General features: G+C 62.4%; 15 protein-coding genes. 7 read left to right on the plus strand and 8 right to left on the minus strand.

The genetic code is table 11. From position 1 onward, the window contains the following. Position 1 precedes the first annotated feature (1 nt). Genes K6M89_RS00535 through K6M89_RS00550 form a run of 4 tightly spaced genes read right to left on the minus strand, consistent with a single transcriptional unit; the run spans position 2 to position 6,094 of the window. Complete coding sequence (locus tag K6M89_RS00535) at positions 2-1,108, minus strand: ABC transporter ATP-binding protein (protein ID WP_222138029.1); 1,107 nt, start codon at positions 1,106-1,108, stop codon at positions 2-4. Next, positions 1,096-2,460 (minus strand): polygalacturonase PglB, encoded by a 1,365-nt coding sequence (gene pglB / locus K6M89_RS00540; RefSeq protein ID WP_222138030.1) that lies wholly within the window; start codon positions 2,458-2,460, stop codon positions 1,096-1,098. The genes K6M89_RS00535 and pglB overlap by 13 nt, the downstream gene beginning before the upstream one ends. Then, positions 2,457-3,551 (minus strand): beta-galactosidase BglB, encoded by a 1,095-nt coding sequence (gene bglB, locus K6M89_RS00545; protein ID WP_222138031.1) that lies wholly within the window; start codon positions 3,549-3,551, stop codon positions 2,457-2,459. Before bglB ends, pglB begins: the two co-directional genes overlap by 4 nt. Before the next feature lie 17 nt (positions 3,552-3,568). Next, the gene (locus tag K6M89_RS00550) at positions 3,569-6,094 is read right to left on the minus strand and encodes a hypothetical protein (RefSeq protein ID WP_222138032.1); all 2,526 of its coding nucleotides are present in this window, start codon (positions 6,092-6,094) and stop codon (positions 3,569-3,571) included. Positions 6,095-6,285: 191 nt separating this feature from the next. Between K6M89_RS00550 and K6M89_RS00555 the strand changes: the two genes are divergently transcribed. Together K6M89_RS00555 and K6M89_RS00560 are read left to right on the plus strand one after the other, a co-directional pair. Further along, entirely contained in the window at positions 6,286-7,572 is a 1,287-nt protein-coding gene (locus K6M89_RS00555; RefSeq protein WP_222138033.1) for an ABC transporter substrate-binding protein, read from the plus strand. Between the two features lie 262 nt (positions 7,573-7,834). Then, positions 7,835-9,097, plus strand: coding sequence for a DUF3422 domain-containing protein (locus tag K6M89_RS00560; RefSeq protein WP_222138034.1), 1,263 nt, complete (start codon positions 7,835-7,837; stop codon positions 9,095-9,097). A gap of 108 nt (positions 9,098-9,205) precedes the next feature. On the opposite strand, the gene K6M89_RS00565 is transcribed toward K6M89_RS00560, so the two are convergent. Genes K6M89_RS00565 through K6M89_RS00580 form a run of 4 tightly spaced genes read right to left on the minus strand, consistent with a single transcriptional unit; the run spans position 9,206 to position 13,639 of the window. After that, on the minus strand, positions 9,206-10,090 hold the full coding sequence (locus K6M89_RS00565; protein ID WP_222138035.1) for a carbohydrate ABC transporter permease: 885 nt from the start codon (positions 10,088-10,090) through the stop codon (positions 9,206-9,208). Continuing rightward, positions 10,080-11,006 carry a carbohydrate ABC transporter permease gene (locus K6M89_RS00570; RefSeq protein ID WP_222138036.1) on the minus strand — a complete coding sequence of 309 codons (927 nt, stop codon included), beginning with the start codon at positions 11,004-11,006 and terminating at the stop codon, positions 10,080-10,082. Before K6M89_RS00570 ends, K6M89_RS00565 begins: the two co-directional genes overlap by 11 nt. A 37-nt stretch (positions 11,007-11,043) precedes the next feature. Next, positions 11,044-12,267: an ABC transporter substrate-binding protein gene (locus tag K6M89_RS00575; protein ID WP_222138037.1), complete on the minus strand. Its 1,224-nt coding sequence runs from the start codon at positions 12,265-12,267 to the stop codon at positions 11,044-11,046. A 49-nt stretch (positions 12,268-12,316) separates the two neighbouring features. After that, complete coding sequence (locus K6M89_RS00580; protein WP_222138038.1) at positions 12,317-13,639, minus strand: alpha-L-fucosidase; 1,323 nt, start codon at positions 13,637-13,639, stop codon at positions 12,317-12,319. 207 nt (positions 13,640-13,846) lie between these two features. On the opposite strand from K6M89_RS00580, the gene K6M89_RS00585 reads away from it, so the two are divergent. The 5 genes from K6M89_RS00585 (at position 13,847) to K6M89_RS00605 (ending at position 18,786) form a co-directional block, all read left to right on the plus strand. Further along, positions 13,847-14,854 carry a LacI family DNA-binding transcriptional regulator gene (locus tag K6M89_RS00585; protein ID WP_222138039.1) on the plus strand — a complete coding sequence of 336 codons (1,008 nt, stop codon included), beginning with the start codon at positions 13,847-13,849 and terminating at the stop codon, positions 14,852-14,854. A 119-nt stretch (positions 14,855-14,973) separates the two neighbouring features. Beyond that, positions 14,974-15,702: a FadR/GntR family transcriptional regulator gene (locus K6M89_RS00590; protein WP_222138355.1), complete on the plus strand. Its 729-nt coding sequence runs from the start codon at positions 14,974-14,976 to the stop codon at positions 15,700-15,702. 263 nt (positions 15,703-15,965) lie between these two features. Next, positions 15,966-16,979 carry an ABC transporter substrate-binding protein gene (locus K6M89_RS00595; RefSeq protein ID WP_222138040.1) on the plus strand — a complete coding sequence of 338 codons (1,014 nt, stop codon included), beginning with the start codon at positions 15,966-15,968 and terminating at the stop codon, positions 16,977-16,979. Between the two features lie 95 nt (positions 16,980-17,074). Beyond that, on the plus strand, positions 17,075-17,893 hold the full coding sequence (locus tag K6M89_RS00600) for an ABC transporter ATP-binding protein (protein WP_222138041.1): 819 nt from the start codon (positions 17,075-17,077) through the stop codon (positions 17,891-17,893). An 11-nt stretch (positions 17,894-17,904) separates the two neighbouring features. Continuing rightward, the gene (locus K6M89_RS00605; protein ID WP_222138042.1) at positions 17,905-18,786 is read left to right on the plus strand and encodes an ABC transporter permease; all 882 of its coding nucleotides are present in this window, start codon (positions 17,905-17,907) and stop codon (positions 18,784-18,786) included. Positions 18,787-18,853: the final 67 nt, after the last annotated feature.

Below are 18,853 nucleotides of genomic sequence, written 5' to 3' on the forward strand. Positions count from 1 at the left end.
GTCAGCGCCTCCCCTGCCCCGAACGGCGGGCAAAAGCCAGGCCGCTTTCGGGATCGAACAGATGAACGCGGGCCGGATCGGCATCGATCATGATCCGGTCGCCCTGAACAGGTGCGAAATGGCCGGCTTCATGGATGATGATCTGTTCCTCCTGCCCGGCAAGATTGCCGTAGACATAGGTCTCGGTGCCGAGGCCCTCGTGATACTGGACGATGAACGGCAGGCCGCTTTCGCTGGAACGGGAGAAATGCGCGGGCCTCATGCCGGCAAGCACATCCTGCCCGACGGCAATGCCGTTGGGGTCGACATCACTGACAATCCGGCCGCCGCTGACGACATCGATGACGACGCCGCTGTCGCCGATGGCGGCGACCTTGCCCTTGATGATGTTCATGCGCGGCGAGCCAAGGAAACCGGCGACGAAGAGATTGCGCGGGTGGTCGAAGAGTTCGAGCGGTGCGCCGACCTGCTCGACCCGTCCGGCGCGCAGCACGACGATCTTGTCGGCCATGGTCATCGCCTCGACCTGGTCGTGGGTGACATAGATCATCGTCGTCTTGATCTCGCGGTGGAGCTTGGTGATCTCTGCCCGGGTCTGGACGCGCAGCGCCGCGTCGAGGTTGGAAAGCGGCTCATCGAACAGGAAAATGTCCGGTTCGCGCACGATCGCCCGGCCGATCGCCACGCGCTGGCGCTGGCCACCGGAAAGCTGCTTCGGCCGTCGGTCGAGATAGGGTTCGATCGCCAGCATCCTGGCGGCTTCGGCGATCCGCGCCTCGATTTCGGCGCGCTTGAACTTCAGGTTCTCAAGGCCGAAAGCGAGGTTCTTGCGGACGCTCATATGCGGGTAGAGCGCGTAGGACTGGAAGACCATGGCGATCTTGCGCTCGGCCGGCGAAAGGGCGCTGACGTCGCGGCCGCCGATGGCGATTCCGCCCGACGTCACCTCTTCAAGGCCGGCGATGACGCGCAGCAGGGTTGACTTGCCGCATCCCGACGGGCCGACGAAGACGACGAACTCGCCGTCCTTGATATCGAGTTCGACGTCATGCAGCACTTTGACGGAGCCATACGACTTGTTGACGGTGGAAAGTTTCAGTTCTGCCATGCCCCACTCCCATCGGGTGACGCCGTTTCCATGACGACGTCGTTTTCGTTCCAGCCTTGCGGCAACGGTGCCGGCCTATTGATCCGCACCTCGTTCATCAATATCCCGGTGACGCCGGCCACATAGGCGGCTGGCATTCCGCCGGGATAGTCCTGCAGGCCGATCACCCGGCCGTCCTCGCCGCGGGTCCAGGCATTGGCGCGTCCGCCGCCATCGGCCTTCGGCGCGAGATCGGCATTGGTCGGACGCAGGTCGTAGGTCCGCCCGGTGCCGAGCGGCCCGAGCTGCTGATCGATGGCGATCCGGGCGAGCGACACGTTGCGGATGCCCGCCGGCGCGGCCGCGATGACAGTGATCGCTCCCTCCATACGGCCGGTCACGTCCTCGACAATGAGATTTTCGACGGCGCCCGCAGGCCGTTCGGCGATACGGTCGACGATGTTGACGGTCAGCGCCTCGCCCGAACCCCAGAAACCATCCGGTGTTTCCAGGCACTCTACCGCGATACGCGAAAACCTCACATTCGATATCCGGCCGCCGTCGCGGGAGAAGATGCCGAGCGCCCTGTTGGAAGACGAAACGCTGCAGTCCTCGAACACGACGTTGCTGACATCGCCATGCGTTTCCGTGCCGATCTTCAGCGCGCAGCTGAGGCTCTGAACAGCGCAGCGGCGCACGACAATGTTCTCGCATCGTCCGATGGCCACACCGTCAGGCCCGATGCTGGTCTTCAGGCAGATGCCGTCGTCGGCCGTCGATATGCTGCAATCCTCGATGACGGCGCCGCGGCAGGCGTCGAGCACGATGCCATCGGTATTGGGAAGACGGCGATCGTTTTCGATCGTGACGTTGCGGACCGAAAGATCGGTGCAGCCGACGAAGTGCAGCGTCCACATCGGCGAGCGGCTGATGGTGATGGAACTGATCTCGACCTCGTCGCAGTCTTCGAAGACGACGACGCGCGGACGGAATTCGGCGGGGATGAAGGTGCCGACGCTCTCGTCATCTCCGATGATGAAGCTCTCGCAGCCGGCCTCGATGCGCCCTTCCCCGGTCAGCCTGATCCGTCGTGCGCCCTTGGCGACGATCATGCCGCGATCGGATTTTTCGGCGATCACCGAAACCGTGGTATGCGTGTAGGCCGCATAGTCGGGGACGGGACGCAGGACGGCGCCGGCTCCAAGATGCAGATCGACGCCCGAACGGAGCTGGAGCCCCCGGCAGAGGTGGATGCCCGCCAGGAGCTTCAGGCGTCCGCCGCCGGAGGCTGAAAGAGTGTTGATTGCCGCCTGCAGGCGATCGGTATTATCGCCGTCGAATGCCTCGATCGCGACGCGGGAGGTGGCACTCATTGGCGTCGGCCGCTCTCGATAAGGACTTCGGTCAGCAGCAGCATGGTCAGCGCCTGGCCATAAGGGGTCGGCAGGTTCGGAATGCGCCGATAGAAGTCGAGGTCATGGCCCATCGGCGTGCCGTCCGAAACGCCGTGGACGACGCCCTCCTCGTCGATCTGGGCGAGCACGGCCTTCAGCGCGCGCTCCGCATGGACCTTGTCGCTCTCGCCGAGAATACCGGCATCGATAGCGCGCAAGATGCCGTAGGCAATGCCCGCCGTGGCCGAGGTTTCCAGCGGCGAAGAGGGATCGTCGAGCAGCGTCGTGAACATGCCGTCGGGCCGCTGATATGCTTTCAGGGAACGCACCTGGCCGACGAGGACGTTCGACAGGAACCGCCGGTCCTTCTCGCCGAGCGTCGGCACGAGATCGAAGAGTTCGGGAATGGCGACGGTGATCCAGGCATTGCCGCGCGCCCAGAAAGCATTGGCGAAATTGTGCCGGCCGTTGAAGGTCCAGCCGTGATACCAGAGCCCGCTCACCGGATCGGAGAGATAGCGGGTGTGGATGACGAACTGATAAACGGCCTCGTCGATCCAGTCGTTGCGCTTGCAGAGCACGCCGGCGCGCGCCAGGAACAGGCAGGCCATGAACAGCGTGTCGTCCCACAATTCGCCGTCGTTGAGGCGTTCCTTGACGACGTGCTGGAAGCCGCCCTCTTCGGTCTTCGGCAGCTCCTTGACGAGCCACTCGGCCCAGTCCTCGACGAGGGCGCGGAAATCCGGGCGGTCGACATGCTCGACGAGGATCGCAAGCGGCAGCATCGGCGCCGTGCTGTTGATCTGGCGCGGCGGCAGGCCGCGGTCGATCTGGGCGCTGTACCAGACGACGAGCTCCTGCAGCGCCTTCTGGTCGTTGGCGGAGATCGCACGGCGCAGGAAGCCGTAAAGGCCGACGCCGACTTCCCAGTCCCATTCGTCGAACTGGATTCCCGAGGCGGCATTGTCGGTCACGAGGCCTTCCTTGATGCCCCTGAGCCGGCTGAAAGCCGTCGCCACGCGATCGATCGTCGTCAGGAGAGCGGCGTTGTCGACAGATGCTGTGTTCATGCTGAAATCCTATATTCTCAGGAGTAAAACGGCCCGTCAGCAGCGGCGCCGGAGGTCGCGCTGTCGTGGGTGAGGATCGGGTGCGGCTGATCATGCGTGAACGGCCGTGGCTTGCCGGCGATGGAAAGACCGTCGGCATAAGAGAGGGAGAGCGCCGGACCGCCCGGGGGCGTCAGGGAAAGACGCCGAAGTGCGGGATCGAAGGAAACCGCCGTCTGGGACAGGCGCTCGAGGAAGGCCTTGAAGTCATCGCCATTGCCGCAGGCTGCGATGGCCGCCCAGCCGCAAAGAGGTCCGTAGGAGCGCGCCTCGCGGCCGGCCGTCGGACCGTCGGTGACGAGCTCCAGGCCGTTCGATGCCCAGAGGGCGGCAAATCCCCGGCCCGACTGGGCAATCAGCCACTTGTCTTCGACGATCAGATCGTCGAGGCCGTCGCGGCCGATATAGGCATGCGTCCAAGCGTGCCGTGCGTCCCCAGTGTCCTCGATCAGCAGGGCGACATCGCGATGCTGGGCGACGCGCGGCAGGATGCCGTTTCCGGCCCAGTAGGACGGTCTTTGATTGCCCCACGGATCGTCTTCGCCGGGATGGTTGACCCACAGCCTCGCCATCGGATGGCCGGTCAGCCGGATATCCAGAACATGCTGCTGGTGCCCTTTCCGGCCGGTCTTGTGATCGACGACCGTCGAAAGCTGCGCGGCCTCGTTCTTGAAAAGCACGAGCTTTCCGCTCTCCAGCCCCTGGCTGTAACGCGCCTCGACGCTCCTTCCCCGCGACAGCGAAGCCAGCTCAACGAGATCGGCCGGCGGCTCATAATCGCCGGCGCAGAACATCGTCAGCGCCGCAACGCCGTTGTTCAGCCAGCCGGTGCCGAAGGCGACCTGGGCGAAGGGTGCAAGCTCGGTCAGCGGACCGGCGCGCAGCTCCTTGTCGTAAGCGCGCCCCTGGGAGCCGGCGGGAACGCCTGCTAGCGTGTGGAGCGCGATCATGCGGAAGATGAGGTCGATCTGGCCGCGGGCGCGATCGGCGATCCCGCTCTCCGCCCAGCGCTCCAGCGCCAGGAGTCCGATGAAATCGATCGGGTAATAGGCGGCCGAATTCCACTCCGCCAGGCCATGCGCCTCGACGCTGTCGAACCAGCGCCCGAGCCGCTCGACGGCGAGTTCCGCCTGCTGCCGTCCCGTGCGGCCCGAGGCCGAAAAGATCGCGTCCGGCAAGAGAAGCCCGGCCAAAAGCTGGCTCGTATGGAAGCAGAGCACATGGTTCTCGCTCCAGAACCACATCGCGTCATTGCCCGGCTCGTCGACCCAGTAGCGGTAGGAAAGGACGGAATGGCGGATGCGTTCGACCGTCGCCTCCGGCATCCGTTTGCCATAGGCGCCGAGGAGCCACAGGAGCGGCACCATGATGAAATCGGAGCAATCCTCGCGCGCATCGATGGAGGCGAGCGTCGCGTCGATGATGCGGTCGAAGCTTTCCTGGTCGAGATGGCCGGTTTCCATCATCGCGATCAGCCGCCCGGCGCGGTTGGCGCCGAAGCGGGCGCTATATTCCAGCGCCTGGCGCTTGCGGGCGGCAAGCGATGCCTCTTCAGGCAATGGCGAGATGCTGCTCATGAAGGCGGCATCGATGACGCGGGTGACGGAGCCAGGACCGGAGCCGATCGTCATGTGGATGCCATGATAACCGTCGGCAATGCCGCAGACATCCTCGGCGATCAGACGGCTCTGATGGGCACGCAGCGTTAGTTTCGCATGGGCGAGAACCGGCCGCTCGTGGCCGTGGCCGACGACCTTGATCTCCACCGGCAGATCCCGCTCGGGCGCCGTGTCGAAGATGATCTCCAGCGGCTGCTCCACGAAGACGTCGCGGGCCGGGCGCACGCCGCGCGAAAGCGCTTCCAGTTCGCGCACCTCGTCCTGATCGAGTGCTACCGGCAGCAGGACCGAGAGCGGCTCCTTGTCCAGCATTTCGAGTTCGAAGAACCAGGTCGTATCGCGTTCGGCGAGATCTTCGGTATGGACGAGAATCTCGTTGTCGCCGGCGTCGAGCGACAGCGCGATCTCGGTTGCGCTCTCAGTGTTGCGCTTGAACGGCTCGAAACGCACAGCCTCCTGGCCGTTGACCCATATGCGAACGCCGCCGCAGGTCTTGAGCGCGAGATTGAGCCGGCGCGGCGCGTCCGTCCTGAATGTGCCCTTCAGCCATCGGCTGACATGCGTCGGCACATGCCAGAAGCTGGTGAATTCGACACGGCGGTTCGAGCCGGGAAGATAGAGGCTTTCGGTCGGCCAGGAAGTGTCGGGGGCTAGTTCGCGGCCGACCATGGTGGACCAGAAGGCCTTGCGGCACGGCAGGTCGCCGACATCGACGAAACCGTTGATGAAACGATAGTTCACGCGATCATCTTCGGCCGGGGCCGGTTCGCCGGGAAAATAGCGCTCGATGAGGGCGGAGACGGCCCATGCCGTGATCGTCTGCCCCTCGGCGACGCTGTAGGCTGGCGCCGTGTCGTCCGGCTGCTTGATACTTTCCGTTTTCACAGATCGCCTCCTCCGCAATCCTATGAAAATATTTTCATTAGGTGATTTTGGCGCGTTATTTCTGAAAATTGCTCAAAAACATCGCTATTCGCTTAGAAAATAGCTTGACGGCACGAATGTCAAGTATATGAAATTCACTTATCGATGGCTGATGCCGCGATTGATGAAAATGTTTTCATGGGAGGATGAAAATGAAAACCTATCTCTCAGGGGCTTTCGCACTGGCGCTGGCCACAGTTTCTTTCGCCTGGTCCAGCGTGGCCATGGCTGAAACCCAGACGATCACCTTTCTCTTCACCGACGACGACCAGGCTTACGTCGAGCGGATGGAAGCGTTGAGCAAGGAATTCGAGACTGCGCATCCCGACATCAAGGTGAACTTCGTCTCCTCAGGTTATGATGCCGTCGCCAAGCAGCTGCCGGTGCAGCTCGCCATCGGCGAAGGTCCCGACATCGCCAAGATCACCGACTGGCAGCTGGCGCCCTATTACCTCGACATGCGCCCGCTGATGAAAGACCCGGACGGTTTCGCCAAGCTGCACGGCGATAGCCTGAACACGCTTCGTTTCCCCGGCGTCAACGATCCGAACTCGATCAACGGCTATGTCGCCTCGCAGACCTTCAATTTGCCCTTCGTCAACAAGACGCTCTTCGAACAGGCGAAAGAACCGCTTCCGAAGCCGACCGCCACGCTGAAGGAGATCGTCGAAGCCTCCGCGCGTGTTGCCAAGGCGACCGGCGCCCAGATCCCCTTCACGATGGACCGCTCGGGCCACCGCTTCTCCGGCGCTGCCTTCTCCTACGGCTCGAACTACGTCAAGGACGGCAAGTTCTCCTTCCCGGACGATGCCGCCAAGCGCTACATCACCGATCTCTACAACTGGACAAAGGACGGCTCTTTCCCGAAGGAAATGTGGGGGGCTGCCGGCGGAACCCAGTACAAAAACATGGGTGACGAGTTCGTCAACGGCAACGTCGTGACCTATCTCGCCGGCAACTGGATGGTCAATCCGTTCCAGAAGAAGATCGGCGACGCCTTCGACTGGACGGCGATCAGCGCGCCCTGCGGCGATGCGGGCTGCTATGCGATGCCTGGTGGTACCGCGATCGTCGGCTTCAAGCGCACCAAGCATCCTGAGGCAGTCGCCGCTTTCATCGAGTTCCTCGGTTCGGAAAAGATCCAGCGTGAAATCGCCGAAAACTACGTCATCCTGACCGGCGCCGACATCAAGGATCCGCAGTACAAGCTCGAGAGCCAGAATGCCAAGGACGCCATGGCCGTCTTCCTTTCGGCCCGCAACAGCGCGCCGAAGGCAGCCCGCGACCTCGAACGCCTGAAGGGCTCGTCCGCCATCTATCAGCTCATCGTCCAGCGGATGAGCCAGCTGATCGTCGGCGAACTTTCCCTAGAAGACACGTTCAAGGCGATAAGCGCGGACGTCGACAAGGTCAACGTGGCGCTCGCCGCTAACAAGTAACCGGCCGCGCCTGTCTCCCACAGATTGCGCGCTGCATCAGCCACGGCCTCGCAACAGGCCGTGGCTGATCGTTTTTGCCCCTCTGACGATCAGGTACCCGCCGCGGCAGATCGGCGCGGATAGGAGGGATGGTTCTTTGCCGTCGTGACACGGACTTCGCGAGCGGCTATAGCCGTGTCGGCCTGCGCGGCGCGCCGGCGTCAGGCTCAACTTACTGAAGCTGGCAAACCGGCGGCAGTCCAGCCCATTGAGGTGCATCTCCATGCCACTCGGCTCCGAGCATCCGCTGCGAAGGGAACTTCACAACGAGCTCCATGCGCGCCCGTCGCTTTATTTCGATGGCGATACCGATGTCTGGCACATCGCCATCGTCGGCGAGAACGGCCCTCCTTCGCTGCCGGATTCCCTGCCGGGACTGGAAGATGTGACCACAACCGGCGAGGGCAACCACGGCATCGGCCGCGTCGGCGACGGCCGGCTGAAATGGGAAGCCCATACCGAGTTCCTCACCCTCACTTTCGTCGTGCCGGCATCGGCCGAACCCGGCAGCAACCCGCCGGAAGCCTTTCGAGCCTGCTGCAGCCGGATTGGCGGCAAGATCATCGCCGCCGTGCGCGTGCTGGTGCGTGACGAAAAGGACGGGCGCATCCTGGAAAAACCCAAGCTCGACTATGTCGCTTCGCGGGTCGGCGGCGGCGACGCCGAGGTGCATTCGAACTTTCGACTGACCGATGGCGGGTTCCTCGAGTTCCTGTTCTTCAACCGCAACCTCAACGCCTATCGCACCGGCCGCATGGTCCGGCGTTTCCTGGAAATCGAGACATATCGGATGATGGCGCTGCTTGCGTTGCCGATGGCGCGCGAGACCGTGTCGAAGCTTTCCGCCTTCGACCAGCGCCTCGATCTCCTGATCGTCCATATGCAGAGCGCTGTCAAAGTCGACAAGGCGCTGCTGTCCGAGGTGACCAGGCTCTCCTCCGATGTGCTCAACTTCTCGGCGCTTGCCCGCCACCGCTTCGGCGCGACGAAAGCCTACGCCGAGATCGTGGCGAGCAGGCTGTCGGAGCTTCGTGAAGAGCGGGTCGAGCAAAGACAAAGGCTGGGTACGTTCATCGACCGGCGCTTCCAACCGGCTGTCCGCTCGGTCTATGCGGCAGAACGGCGCCTCGACGAACTGGCCGAACGCGTCAGCCTGGCCGGAGACCTGCTCAGAACCACCGTGCAGGTTCAGCTCGAAGATCAGAACGCCTCACTGCTGACCTCGATGGAAGAGCGGGCGCGCATCCAGGTGCATATCCAGCAGGCGGTCGAAGGCTTCTCGGTCATCGCCATCACCTATTATACCGTCGGCCTGGCGAAGATATGCCTCGAGAGCATCTCCGCACTGGGTGTCGATCCGCATGTGACGAAGCTCGCCGTTCTCGGAGCCATCCCGCTCGTGCTCTTCGCCGTCTGGACCGCGGTTCGCCATGTCCGCAAAAGCATCACGGGCACGCCGCACGTTCCGACAGCCGCAAGCCACTGAGACGACCGCCGCCTTTCGAGGCGGCGGCGTTCTCTTTGCTGCGTTAGAGCCTTTCCTGGTTAGATTGAAGCATTCTTGCGACGGCACCCCGTCTTTGTTTTCGAGGTATTAGCGCCCGCCGAAGCCGGAGCCGACGGTGATGCCCTTGTAAATCACCCGCTGCAGCACGATCGCGAGAATAACGCCCGGCACCATCGATATTGTCGCGCCGGCCATGATGTAGTTCCAGGAGGTGCCCTGCTGCGTCTGGAACAGAGTGAGGCCGAGCGGCAGGGTGGCTTTGTCGAGGCCGCTGGTGGCGATCAGCGGCCAGAGGAAACTCTTCCACTGGGCGATGAAGGTGAAGAGCGACAAGAGGCCGATCGCCGGCATGGCGAGCGGCACGATGACGGTGACCAGGATGCGCAGGCGCGACGCCCCGTCCATCATCGCCGCCTCGTCGAGGTCCTTGGGAATGCCGAGGATGAACTGCCGCAGCAGGAAGGTGCCGAAGGACGAGAAGGCGACCGGCAGAATCATGCCGTGATAGGTGTTGATCCAGCCGAGCTGGCTGACGAGGAGGAAGAGCGGGATGACCAGCATCACCTGCGGAATCATCAGCGCGCTGAGATAGGCGAGCAGCAGCCCTTCCCGTCCGGGAAACCGCAGGCGGGCGAAAGCATAGGCCGAGAGGCAGGAGACCACGAGTACGATCGCGGTCACACCGCAGGCGACGATGAAGGAATTCATCAGGAACGTGCCGAAGGGCAGCGAAACCAGCGCCTCGACGAAATTGCCCCACTGATATTCCTCCGGCAGGATGCGCACTGGCACGGCCAGCACTTCGTTATTGGAGCGCACCGCATTCGACACCATCCAGAAGAACGGAAAGAGGAAGAGCACCGCAATCAGCGAAAGGCCCGCATAGCTGATAAAGGTGCCGATCCGCCGCAGGATGCGGTGCCGGTTCCGGGACGGGGAATACGGATGCCGTGAGCTCGCGTCAGTCGTCATAATGCACCCATTTGCGCTGCATGTGGAACTGCAGGATGGTGAGGCCCATGATCATGACGAACATCACCCAGGCAAGCGCCGAGGCATAACCCATCTGGAAATTGGTGAAGCCCTTCTGGTAGATCGCAAAGCCGAGGGTGGCCGTTGCCGAGCCTGGACCGCCGCGCGTCATGGCGAAGATTTCGTCGAAAACCTGCAGCGAGGTGATGGCCGTCATGACGGTGGCGAAGAAAACCGTAGGCGAGATGAGCGGCAGGCGGATGCGCCAGAAGCGCCGCCAGGGCCCTGCCCCATCGATCATCGCCGCCTCGAGATAGTGCTTCGGCACTAGGTCGAGCGCGGCGTTGAACATCACGACGTTGTAGCCGACATTGGCCCAGAGCGTGACGAGCACGACCGCCTGCATGGCCCAGCTCGAACTCAGCAGGAAATTCGGCAGGCCGAGGCCGAGCCAGCGGATGACGTTGTCGGCGAGGCCGTCCGGCGTGAAGATCAGCAGCCAAACCACGGAGGCTGCGATCGTCGGGGTGAAGGTCGGCAGGAAGAAGATCACCCGGAAGATCGCCTTGCCGTGCTTGAGGCTCGATATCCAAGCAGCGAGCGTCAGCGAAACGATGATGTTCAGTGCCAGATATTCGACGGCGAAGAACAGCGTATTGCCGAGGATGGTGTAGAAAGCGGGATCGACGGTGAAGAGCTTGATATAATTCTGGAAGCCGACGAAGGACGGCGCCTTCAGCAGCTGCCAGTTGGTGAAGGACAGCGCCAGCGACGCCAGGATCGGCAGCGCCATGAAGATCATGAAGCCGAGGAAACTCGGCAGCAGGAACAGCATGGCCGTCTGCGTCTCCGGCTTCAGGAAGCGCCGTGACTGACCGGGCTGCAGGGTAATTTCGGCAACGGCGCTTTCCGACATGCCTTCCTCCATACGCGGCAACTTGTGCCGCCGCACTCTATTGCTGCGCGAGGCTCTGGATCGACTCCATCGTCTGCTTGGCGTCGGCGCTGCCGCCGAAGGCTGGCGGGAAATACTGGTTGAACAGGTTTTCCACCGCCGCCCAATTGTTGGTGATCACATAGGGCACCGAATGCGCCAAAGAATAATCGAGCGCTTCGCCGCCATTGGTGATGTCCTTGGCCGCCACCTTGTACCAGGAGGATTGCGAGGCCGTTCGTGCCGGCAGCGCGCGGCCCTGTTCGGCGAGATATTGCAATGCCTCCGGACTGGTCAGCACCTGGATGGCCTTCCAGGCCGCATCCTTGTTCTTGCTCGTCGTGGCGATGCCGAAGCCGGAACCGGCCGTGACCGCGGCGAGCTCCTTGGCATCATCGCGCGGCAGGGTGGTGAGGCCGATCTTGAATTTCGCCTTGTCCTTCATGCCGATGATCGACCAGGGTCCATCGACATACATGGCGACGTTACCCGAATTGAACCGGCCCTGGATAAATGTGCCGACATCGGCGCTCGACGGCACCAGCGGCGCGATCTTGTCCTTGGCGGGAAAGCCGATCACCCTGTCGGCGGCGGCGATGGCGCTGGGATTGGTAAGATCGAGCTCTCCGGCATCGTTGACATATTTATCACCCCAAGCCGCCGCCAGGACGGAATAGTTCTGCGGAGTGATCCCGAAGCCGTACTTGCCGTCTTTCGTCAGCTTCTTGGCAGCGTCGGTAAATTCGGCGAGCGTCCAGCCCGGCTTCGGCAGCGGGATACCTGCAGCTTCAAGCGCATCCTGGTTATAATAGACGACCCAGGGACCAACGTCATAGGGTAGACCATAAAGCTGCTTATCAACCGACATGCCGCCGATGATCGATGGCGTAAAGGCGCCGATGTCGAATTTGTCCGCCTCGATCCGTTCGTTCAGAGGTTCGAGCAAGGAATAGAAATTCGGCATGCGCAGCGACTGCATGGAAACGATGTCGGCGAGCTGGCCTGACGCCGCCAGCACCGGCAGCCGCGTCCAGTAATCGACCCAGCCCGTCGTCGTCAGCGTCACTTTGATATCGGGGTATTTGGCGGTCACCATGTCGGCCAGGTGCTGCCAGCCCTTGGTATCGGCCTCGGACCCGGTCCACATCTGCCAAGTCAGATTGATCTGTTCGGCCGACGCTGTTGTGGCAAAGAGGCTGCCGCCGACTGCGGCAAGCAAAAGCGTTTTCTTCAGAACCTTCATGGGTTTCTCCTCCCTCCATGACGCAATGAACACGCGAATGCGACCGAGTTCACGCCTTGAGGACGATCTCGATCACCGGGACGGTAACGTCAGGTCGCCGGACCGGCAGTTCGAGCGTGATCATGCCCTCCGGCACCATCACGCCGATATTGGAATCCACGTCTTTCGTCTGGCTGAGCCAACGCACTTCGCTGGCATCGTGCAGGAACTGCGCATAGGCGATCCTGTCGGCGAGGCCTTCGATATGAATGTGGCGGTAGGGCCAGTTGTAGACGTGCAGGTAGAGGCGGCTGCCGCGCTGGGTGTAGCGGCAACCGGCCGGCACCGGAAATTCGGACGGACCGGCGCCGTAGATCGAGCGTCCATTGACCTCCATCCAGTTCTGGTAAACCTCGAGCGCGGCGATGGCGCGGGCGTCGAAGGTGCCGCGGCCGGTCGGGCCGACATTCATGAGGAGGTTGCCGCCGAGCGCGACGGAATCGATCAGCAGCTGAATGATCTGCTCCGGGCTCTTCCAGCTTTCCTCGTCGCGGTGATAACCCCAAGAGCCGCTAAAGGTGTGGCAGGCTTCCCAGAGTACCCCCTGGCTGGCGATGGCAGGCGCCACGCGCGGCGTGTACTGCTCCGGCGTCGTCATGTCTGGCAGCTTGCCCGGCGGCAGGTCGAGTCGGTTGTTGACGATGATTTCGGGCTGCAACTCACGCACCAGCTCCAGCAGCCGCTCGCTCTCCCAGTCCGCGCGCCCCTTACCGGGCAGACCGCGATATTCGCGGCCGGGATAGCTGAAATCGAACCAGATGATGTCGATGCGACCGAAACCGGTCAGAAGCTCGCGCACCTGTTCACGCATATAGGCGGCGTAATTGGCGATGTTGCGCCCTGAATTAAGCGCCTTGGCATCGGGATGGTTGCGCAAGGGATGGTGGACGTCGATCGGAAAGTCAGGATGGTGCCAGTCGAGCAGCGAATAATAAAAACCGATCTTCAGCCCTTCGGCGCGAAACGCTTCGACCAGCGGCGTCAGCAGATCCTTGCCGCAGGGCGTGTTCGGAGCCTTGTAATCGGTGACCTTGCTGTCCCAGAGGCAAAAGCCTTCATGATGCTTGGTCGTCACCACGACATATTTCATGCCGGCAAGCCGGGCGCGGCGCGCCCAGGCCTTGGGATCGTAAAGATCGGGATCGAAATTCTCGAAATAACGCTGGTAATGGTCGTCGTTCAGCTCTTCGCGGTTCTTCAACCACTCATGCCGCGCCCCCAGAGCATAAAGGCCCCAATGGATGAACATGCCAAGGCGATCATGGCTGAACCAGGCGTGTTTGCCCGCCTCCAACGCTTCAGGATTTTCCGGCTGGCGTTCCGAACTCGTCACAGGTTTCTCCTCCCTGTTTTCCGGGTCGACGTCATATCGAACCGGTTCGGTAGCTGATCATCTTGCTTGATCCCGTGCCTGTCAAGCCGAAATTCGGAAATTGCCGAAAGCAGCCGAAAGGCATCGATTTTGGCCTAAAGACCGGGATAAGTTGCGCAGACCATGAAAATCTGACAAAAAGAAAGCTTTAGAACCGGTTCGATTGACATGACGACCATACGAGATGTCGCGCGCCTGGCGGGGGTTTCGATCTCGACCGTCTCGCTCGCTCTCAACAGCCCGAAACGGGTCGGCGCCGAGACGCTCGACCGCATCCAGCAGGCGATCAAATCGACCGGCTACCGCATCGATCCGGTGGCCCAGACGCTGGCGCGCGGGCGCAGCTCGCTCATCGGTTTCGTGTCGGCCAATCTCAGCAACATGTTCTTCGGCGATATCCGCCGCGAGATCGAGCATCAGGCGCTCGACCACGGCTATTTCGTCCTGATCGCCGACTCCTCCGGCCGCGCCGACCTCGAACGGGCGCTGTTGGAGCGGATGGAGGCGCAGAAGATCGCCGGTATTGCGCTGGCGACAAACGGCCACGGCGAGGAATACGCAGCCTTCTTGCGCGACTTCAAAACGCCGATCGTGATGTTCGATCAGAAGGTGGACGGTGCAGAGCGCGATTTCGTCGGTTCCGACAATCCGCTAACGACAACCATCCTGACCGAGCACCTGCTGCAGCTCGGCCATCGGCGCATCGCCTTCATCTCCGGCCCGAGCGGCCTGCACACCGCCGACGAGCGCCTGAAGGGCTTCATGGATACGATGGCGGCCGCCGGCGTCGATGTCGAGCCTTCACTGGTCACCGAAGGCGGCTATACCAGGACCGGCGGCCATACGCAGGCAATGCGGCTGCTCACCTGCCGCGACCGGCCGACCGCGATCATCGGCGCCAACAACATGATGGGGCTCGCGACGCTGCAGGTGATGCAGGAAATGGGTTTCCGCTGCCCTGAGGACGTCTCGCTGGCGATGGTCGACGACGTGCCCTGGAGCAACGTCATCACGCCGCGCATCACCATGGTGGTGCAGGATGCCCAGAAGCTCGGCGAGCTGGCGGCGCAGCGTCTGCTGGCAAGAATCTCAAGCCGCGAGGCCGCTGCCGAACCGCCGCAGGATTTCATCCTGACCCCAAGATTCGTGCGGGGGGAGTCGACCCGGCGGCTATGAGGATTTGCCGCTCGCCATTGCAAGATCCCAGGATTTGTCATACATGTGTGATGAATCGTAAATTTCGGAGTGCCGCCGGCATCCGGGATCAAGGCCGATGCGGGGGTGAAGGCGTGGCTATGCAAGGGAAGGATCGCGGCAGGGGCTCGGGGTCGCTGGTCTCACGGGTCGGCGAAAGCCTTCGGCAAGCCATTTTGAGCGGGCAGTATGCCGCCGGCGACAAGCTTCCGAGCGAGCATGAACTGACCGAAACGCACAGCGTCAGCCGAACCGTGGTGCGCGAGGCCGTCGCCGCGCTGCGATCCGACGGGCTGGTCGAGGTGCGCCAAGGTGCGGGAATTTTCGTGATCAGCCCCGACCCGGCGCTATCGGGCCGGAGGGTCGACAAGGCCCGCGTCGCTTCCGATCTCGAAGTGCTCGAAATCCGCACGCCCGTCGAAATCGAGGCAGCAGGACTTGCCGCGCTTCGCCGTTCGCCGGCGCAGGAAGAGGCGATCTTCGAATGCCACCGGAAAATCCTCCACTGCATCGAGGCTGATCAATCCATCCGCGAGGCGGATCTGGAACTCCATGTCGCCATCGCGGAGGCGACGAACAATCCGCTGTTCAAGCACTTCCTGGAATCTCAGGGCGCGGCGATCATTCCGCAGTCGCGGCTCGTCCCGGAAACCCGCACCGCCGAGCAGACGGCCTATCGCAAGCTGATCCACCGGGAGCATGAGGCGATCATCGTCGCGATCTCCGACAGGGACGATCAGGCGGCGCGCAACGCCATGCGCGAGCATCTGGTCGGCAGCCAGGCGCGATATCGCAACCTGCTGAAGGATCTGCGCAGCTTTACAAGCTGAGGCAGGCCCAGGCTCTCCCGCCATCATCACCCACCTCCCGCCGGTCGGCGTAAGTAAATCTGCTGGCCGATTGCCTCGTCGCGTCTATTGTAGGGATACTGCGCAGCCACATCCGCACGAGGCATGGACCGGCTCGTTTACCCGTCTGCGGCTGAAAGCTAGTTGAAAGCTTCGGCGTCATAGGAAAGGGCAGCATCGTGGAGGAGACACGGGTCAAAGGTGGCGAGACGACGATGCGGGTAAACCACAAGGAGGAGTTTTCCATGCGTTCTTCACGCAGCCTTTTTCACACCGTCGCTTTTTCCGCGCTGCTGACTGCGGCATCCTTTGCTTCAACAGCTGCCCATGCGGCCGACAAGATCACCATCATGGTCGGCGGCTACGAGAAGCAGATCTATCTGCCCGCCAAGCTCGCCGAATCCCTCGGCTACTTCAAGGACGAGGGGCTCGATGTCGAGCTCTTGAACGAGGCGGCCGGCGTCGATGCCGAAAACCAGCTGCTGGCGGGCGCAGTCCAGGGTGTCGTCGGCTTCTACGACCACTGTGTGGACCTGCAGGCCAAGGGCAAATTCGTCGAATCCATCGTCCAGTTCAGCCAGGCGCCGGGCGAGGTCGAGATGGTGTCGAGCAAGCATCCAGAGATCAAGTCGCCGGCCGACTTCAAGGGCAAGAGCCTCGGCGTCACCGGTCTCGGCTCCTCGACCAATTTCCTGACCCTTTACATGGCCTCCAAGGCCGGCCTGAAGCCCGGCGATGTCGTCACCATTCCCGTCGGCGCCGGCGGCACCTTCATCGCCGCCATGCAGCAGGATCAGATCCAGGCCGGCATGACGACCGAGCCGACGATCTCGCGCATGGTCAAGACGGGCGAAGCGAGCGTTCTCGTCGACATGCGGACGGTCGAAGCGACCCGGCAGGCGCTCGGCGGCACCTATCCGGCCGCCTCGCTCTACATGGAAACGTCCTGGGTCGATGAACACAAGGAAGAGGCGCAGAAGCTCGCCAACGCCTTCGTCAAGACGTTGAAATACATCAACACCCATTCGGCCGCCGAAATCGCCGACAAGATGCCGAAGGATTTCTACGTCGGCGACAAGGACGGCTACGTCAAGGCTCTCGACGAGGGCAAGGGCATGTTCACGCCGGATGGCGTCATGCCGGAAGACGGTCCGAAGACGGTGCTTGCCGTGCTCTCGGAGTTCTCCAAGAACGTCAAGGGCAAGCAGATCGACCTTTCCAAGACCTACACGACGGAATTCGTCAAGAACGTCAAGTAAGTCAGCCGCGCCGCTCCCGGCTCCCAAGCGGGAGCGGCCTCCGTTCGATCATGGGCATTGCGTGCGCGCCCTCAAAGCACGCCTCAGGTATCACCATGCAACAGGACAACAAACAGGTCCCGGCGATCGAACTGATCAATGTCAGCCGCCGCTTCGTCTCGCCGACCGGCAAGTCACTCACTGCGCTGCGCGATTTCAACCTGACAGTTGCCCGCGGCGAGTTCGTCGCCGTTGTCGGCCCCACCGGATGCGGCAAGTCGACGACGCTCAACCTCGTCACGGGCCTCGCACGCCCCTCCGCCGGTGAAGTCCGACTGATGGGCGGGCCGATCACCGGCATCGATCCGCGCGTCGGCTTCGCATTCCAGACCGACGCGCTCTTTCCCTGGAAGAACGTCATCGACAACGTCATGGCCGGGCCGCTGTTTCGCGGCAAGCCGCACACCGAGGCTGAGAAGATGGCCCGCGACTGGCTGGCGCGCGTCGGTCTTTCGAAGTTTCTCCACCACTATCCGCATCAGCTCTCCGGCGGCATGCGCAAGCGCGTCTCGCTGGCGCAGACCTTCATCAACGAACCTGAGATCCTGCTGATGGATGAGCCCTTCTCGGCGCTGGACGTGCAGACCCGCACCGTCATGCACGAGGAACTCCTCAAGCTCTGGGCGGAGCGAAAGGCTTCGGTGGTGTTCGTCACCCACGATCTCGAAGAGGCAGTGGCGCTTGCCGACAAGGTCTATGTGCTGACGGCCGGCCCGGCCACGGTCAAGTCGGTCTACACGATCGATCTTCCCCGGCCGCGCATCGTGTCGGAGATTCGCTACGAACAGAGCTTCATCGATTACTGCAAGACGATCTGGGAAGACCTGCGCGAAGAGGTCGAGACCAGCTACCGCCGCGCAAGCGAAGCGGCCTGAGGGAGGGTATCATGGCACACATCACATTCGAGGCCGGTTCGGCCGTGCCCTTCCGCCCGGGCACATCCGATGCCGAGATCGAAGCCTCCGCATTGAAGGCGATGCGCCGGCGCAACACGCTGGTGCGCTTCTGGCAGATCGCCATCCTGGTCTTCGTGATCGGCATGTGGGAGCTCTCCTCCCGCCTGCAATGGATCGACCCGTTCTTCTATTCGAGCCCCAGCGGCGTTCTCGAGCGCCTTTACGAATGGGCGACCGAGGGCACGACCGAAGGCTCGCTCTGGTACAATCTCTGGGTAACGATGGAAGAGGCGCTGATCGGCTTCTTCGCCGGCTCGATCACCGGCGTCTTCGTCGGCATCGGCCTCGGCCGCAACCGCTTTCTGTCGGATATCTTCTCCGTCTACATCAAGGCGATCAACTCGATCCCCCGCGTGGTGCTGGCTCCGATCTTCATCATGATCATGGGCCTCGGCCTGCCGTCCAAGGTGGCGCTCGCCTTTATCATGGTGTTCTTCGTCGTCTTTGCCAACGCCTTCCAGGGCGTGCGCGAGGCAGACCGCAACATGATCGCCAATGCCCGCATCCTCGGCGCCTCGGACTGGCAGGTGACCCGCACTGTCGTCATCCCCTCGGCGATGAGCTGGATCTTTGCGAGCCTCCACGTCTCCTTCGGCTTTGCGATCATCGGCGCGATCGTCGGCGAATTCGTCGGCGCCCGCTTCGGCATCGGCCAGTTGATCTCGATCGCCAAGGGCACCTTCGACGCGGCCGGCATGTTCGCGGCAATCCTCCTCGTCATGGTCGTGACACTCGTTGCCGAATACATCATGACGCTGATCGAGAACCGCCTGGCGAAATGGCGCCCGCATCAGCAGCTCGATACGCAATAATCGGACCTGCTTCCTCCCAAGGCAGATCGAAGGGAAGGCCGGGCGCAAAGCCCGGCCTTCGTTTTTT

Source organism: Rhizobium croatiense (assembly GCF_019793465.1).
Lineage (GTDB): Bacteria > Pseudomonadota > Alphaproteobacteria > Rhizobiales > Rhizobiaceae > Rhizobium > Rhizobium croatiense.

Coding starts and splice junctions, on each gene's coding strand:
- K6M89_RS00605 (WP_222138042.1), top strand. CDS start 17,905: ATGGCACACATCACATTCGAGGCCGGTTCGGCCGTGCCCTTCCGCCCG.
- pglB (WP_222138030.1), bottom strand. CDS start 2,460: ATGAGTGCCACCTCCCGCGTCGCGATCGAGGCATTCGACGGCGATAAT.
- K6M89_RS00560 (WP_222138034.1), top strand. CDS start 7,835: ATGCCACTCGGCTCCGAGCATCCGCTGCGAAGGGAACTTCACAACGAG.
- K6M89_RS00575 (WP_222138037.1), bottom strand. CDS start 12,267: ATGAAGGTTCTGAAGAAAACGCTTTTGCTTGCCGCAGTCGGCGGCAGC.
- K6M89_RS00600 (WP_222138041.1), top strand. CDS start 17,075: ATGCAACAGGACAACAAACAGGTCCCGGCGATCGAACTGATCAATGTC.
- K6M89_RS00555 (WP_222138033.1), top strand. CDS start 6,286: ATGAAAACCTATCTCTCAGGGGCTTTCGCACTGGCGCTGGCCACAGTT.
- K6M89_RS00595 (WP_222138040.1), top strand. CDS start 15,966: ATGCGTTCTTCACGCAGCCTTTTTCACACCGTCGCTTTTTCCGCGCTG.
- K6M89_RS00535 (WP_222138029.1), bottom strand. CDS start 1,108: ATGGCAGAACTGAAACTTTCCACCGTCAACAAGTCGTATGGCTCCGTC.
- K6M89_RS00570 (WP_222138036.1), bottom strand. CDS start 11,006: ATGTCGGAAAGCGCCGTTGCCGAAATTACCCTGCAGCCCGGTCAGTCA.
- K6M89_RS00590 (WP_222138355.1), top strand. CDS start 14,974: ATGCAAGGGAAGGATCGCGGCAGGGGCTCGGGGTCGCTGGTCTCACGG.
- K6M89_RS00565 (WP_222138035.1), bottom strand. CDS start 10,090: ATGACGACTGACGCGAGCTCACGGCATCCGTATTCCCCGTCCCGGAAC.
- bglB (WP_222138031.1), bottom strand. CDS start 3,551: ATGAACACAGCATCTGTCGACAACGCCGCTCTCCTGACGACGATCGAT.
- K6M89_RS00585 (WP_222138039.1), top strand. CDS start 13,847: ATGACGACCATACGAGATGTCGCGCGCCTGGCGGGGGTTTCGATCTCG.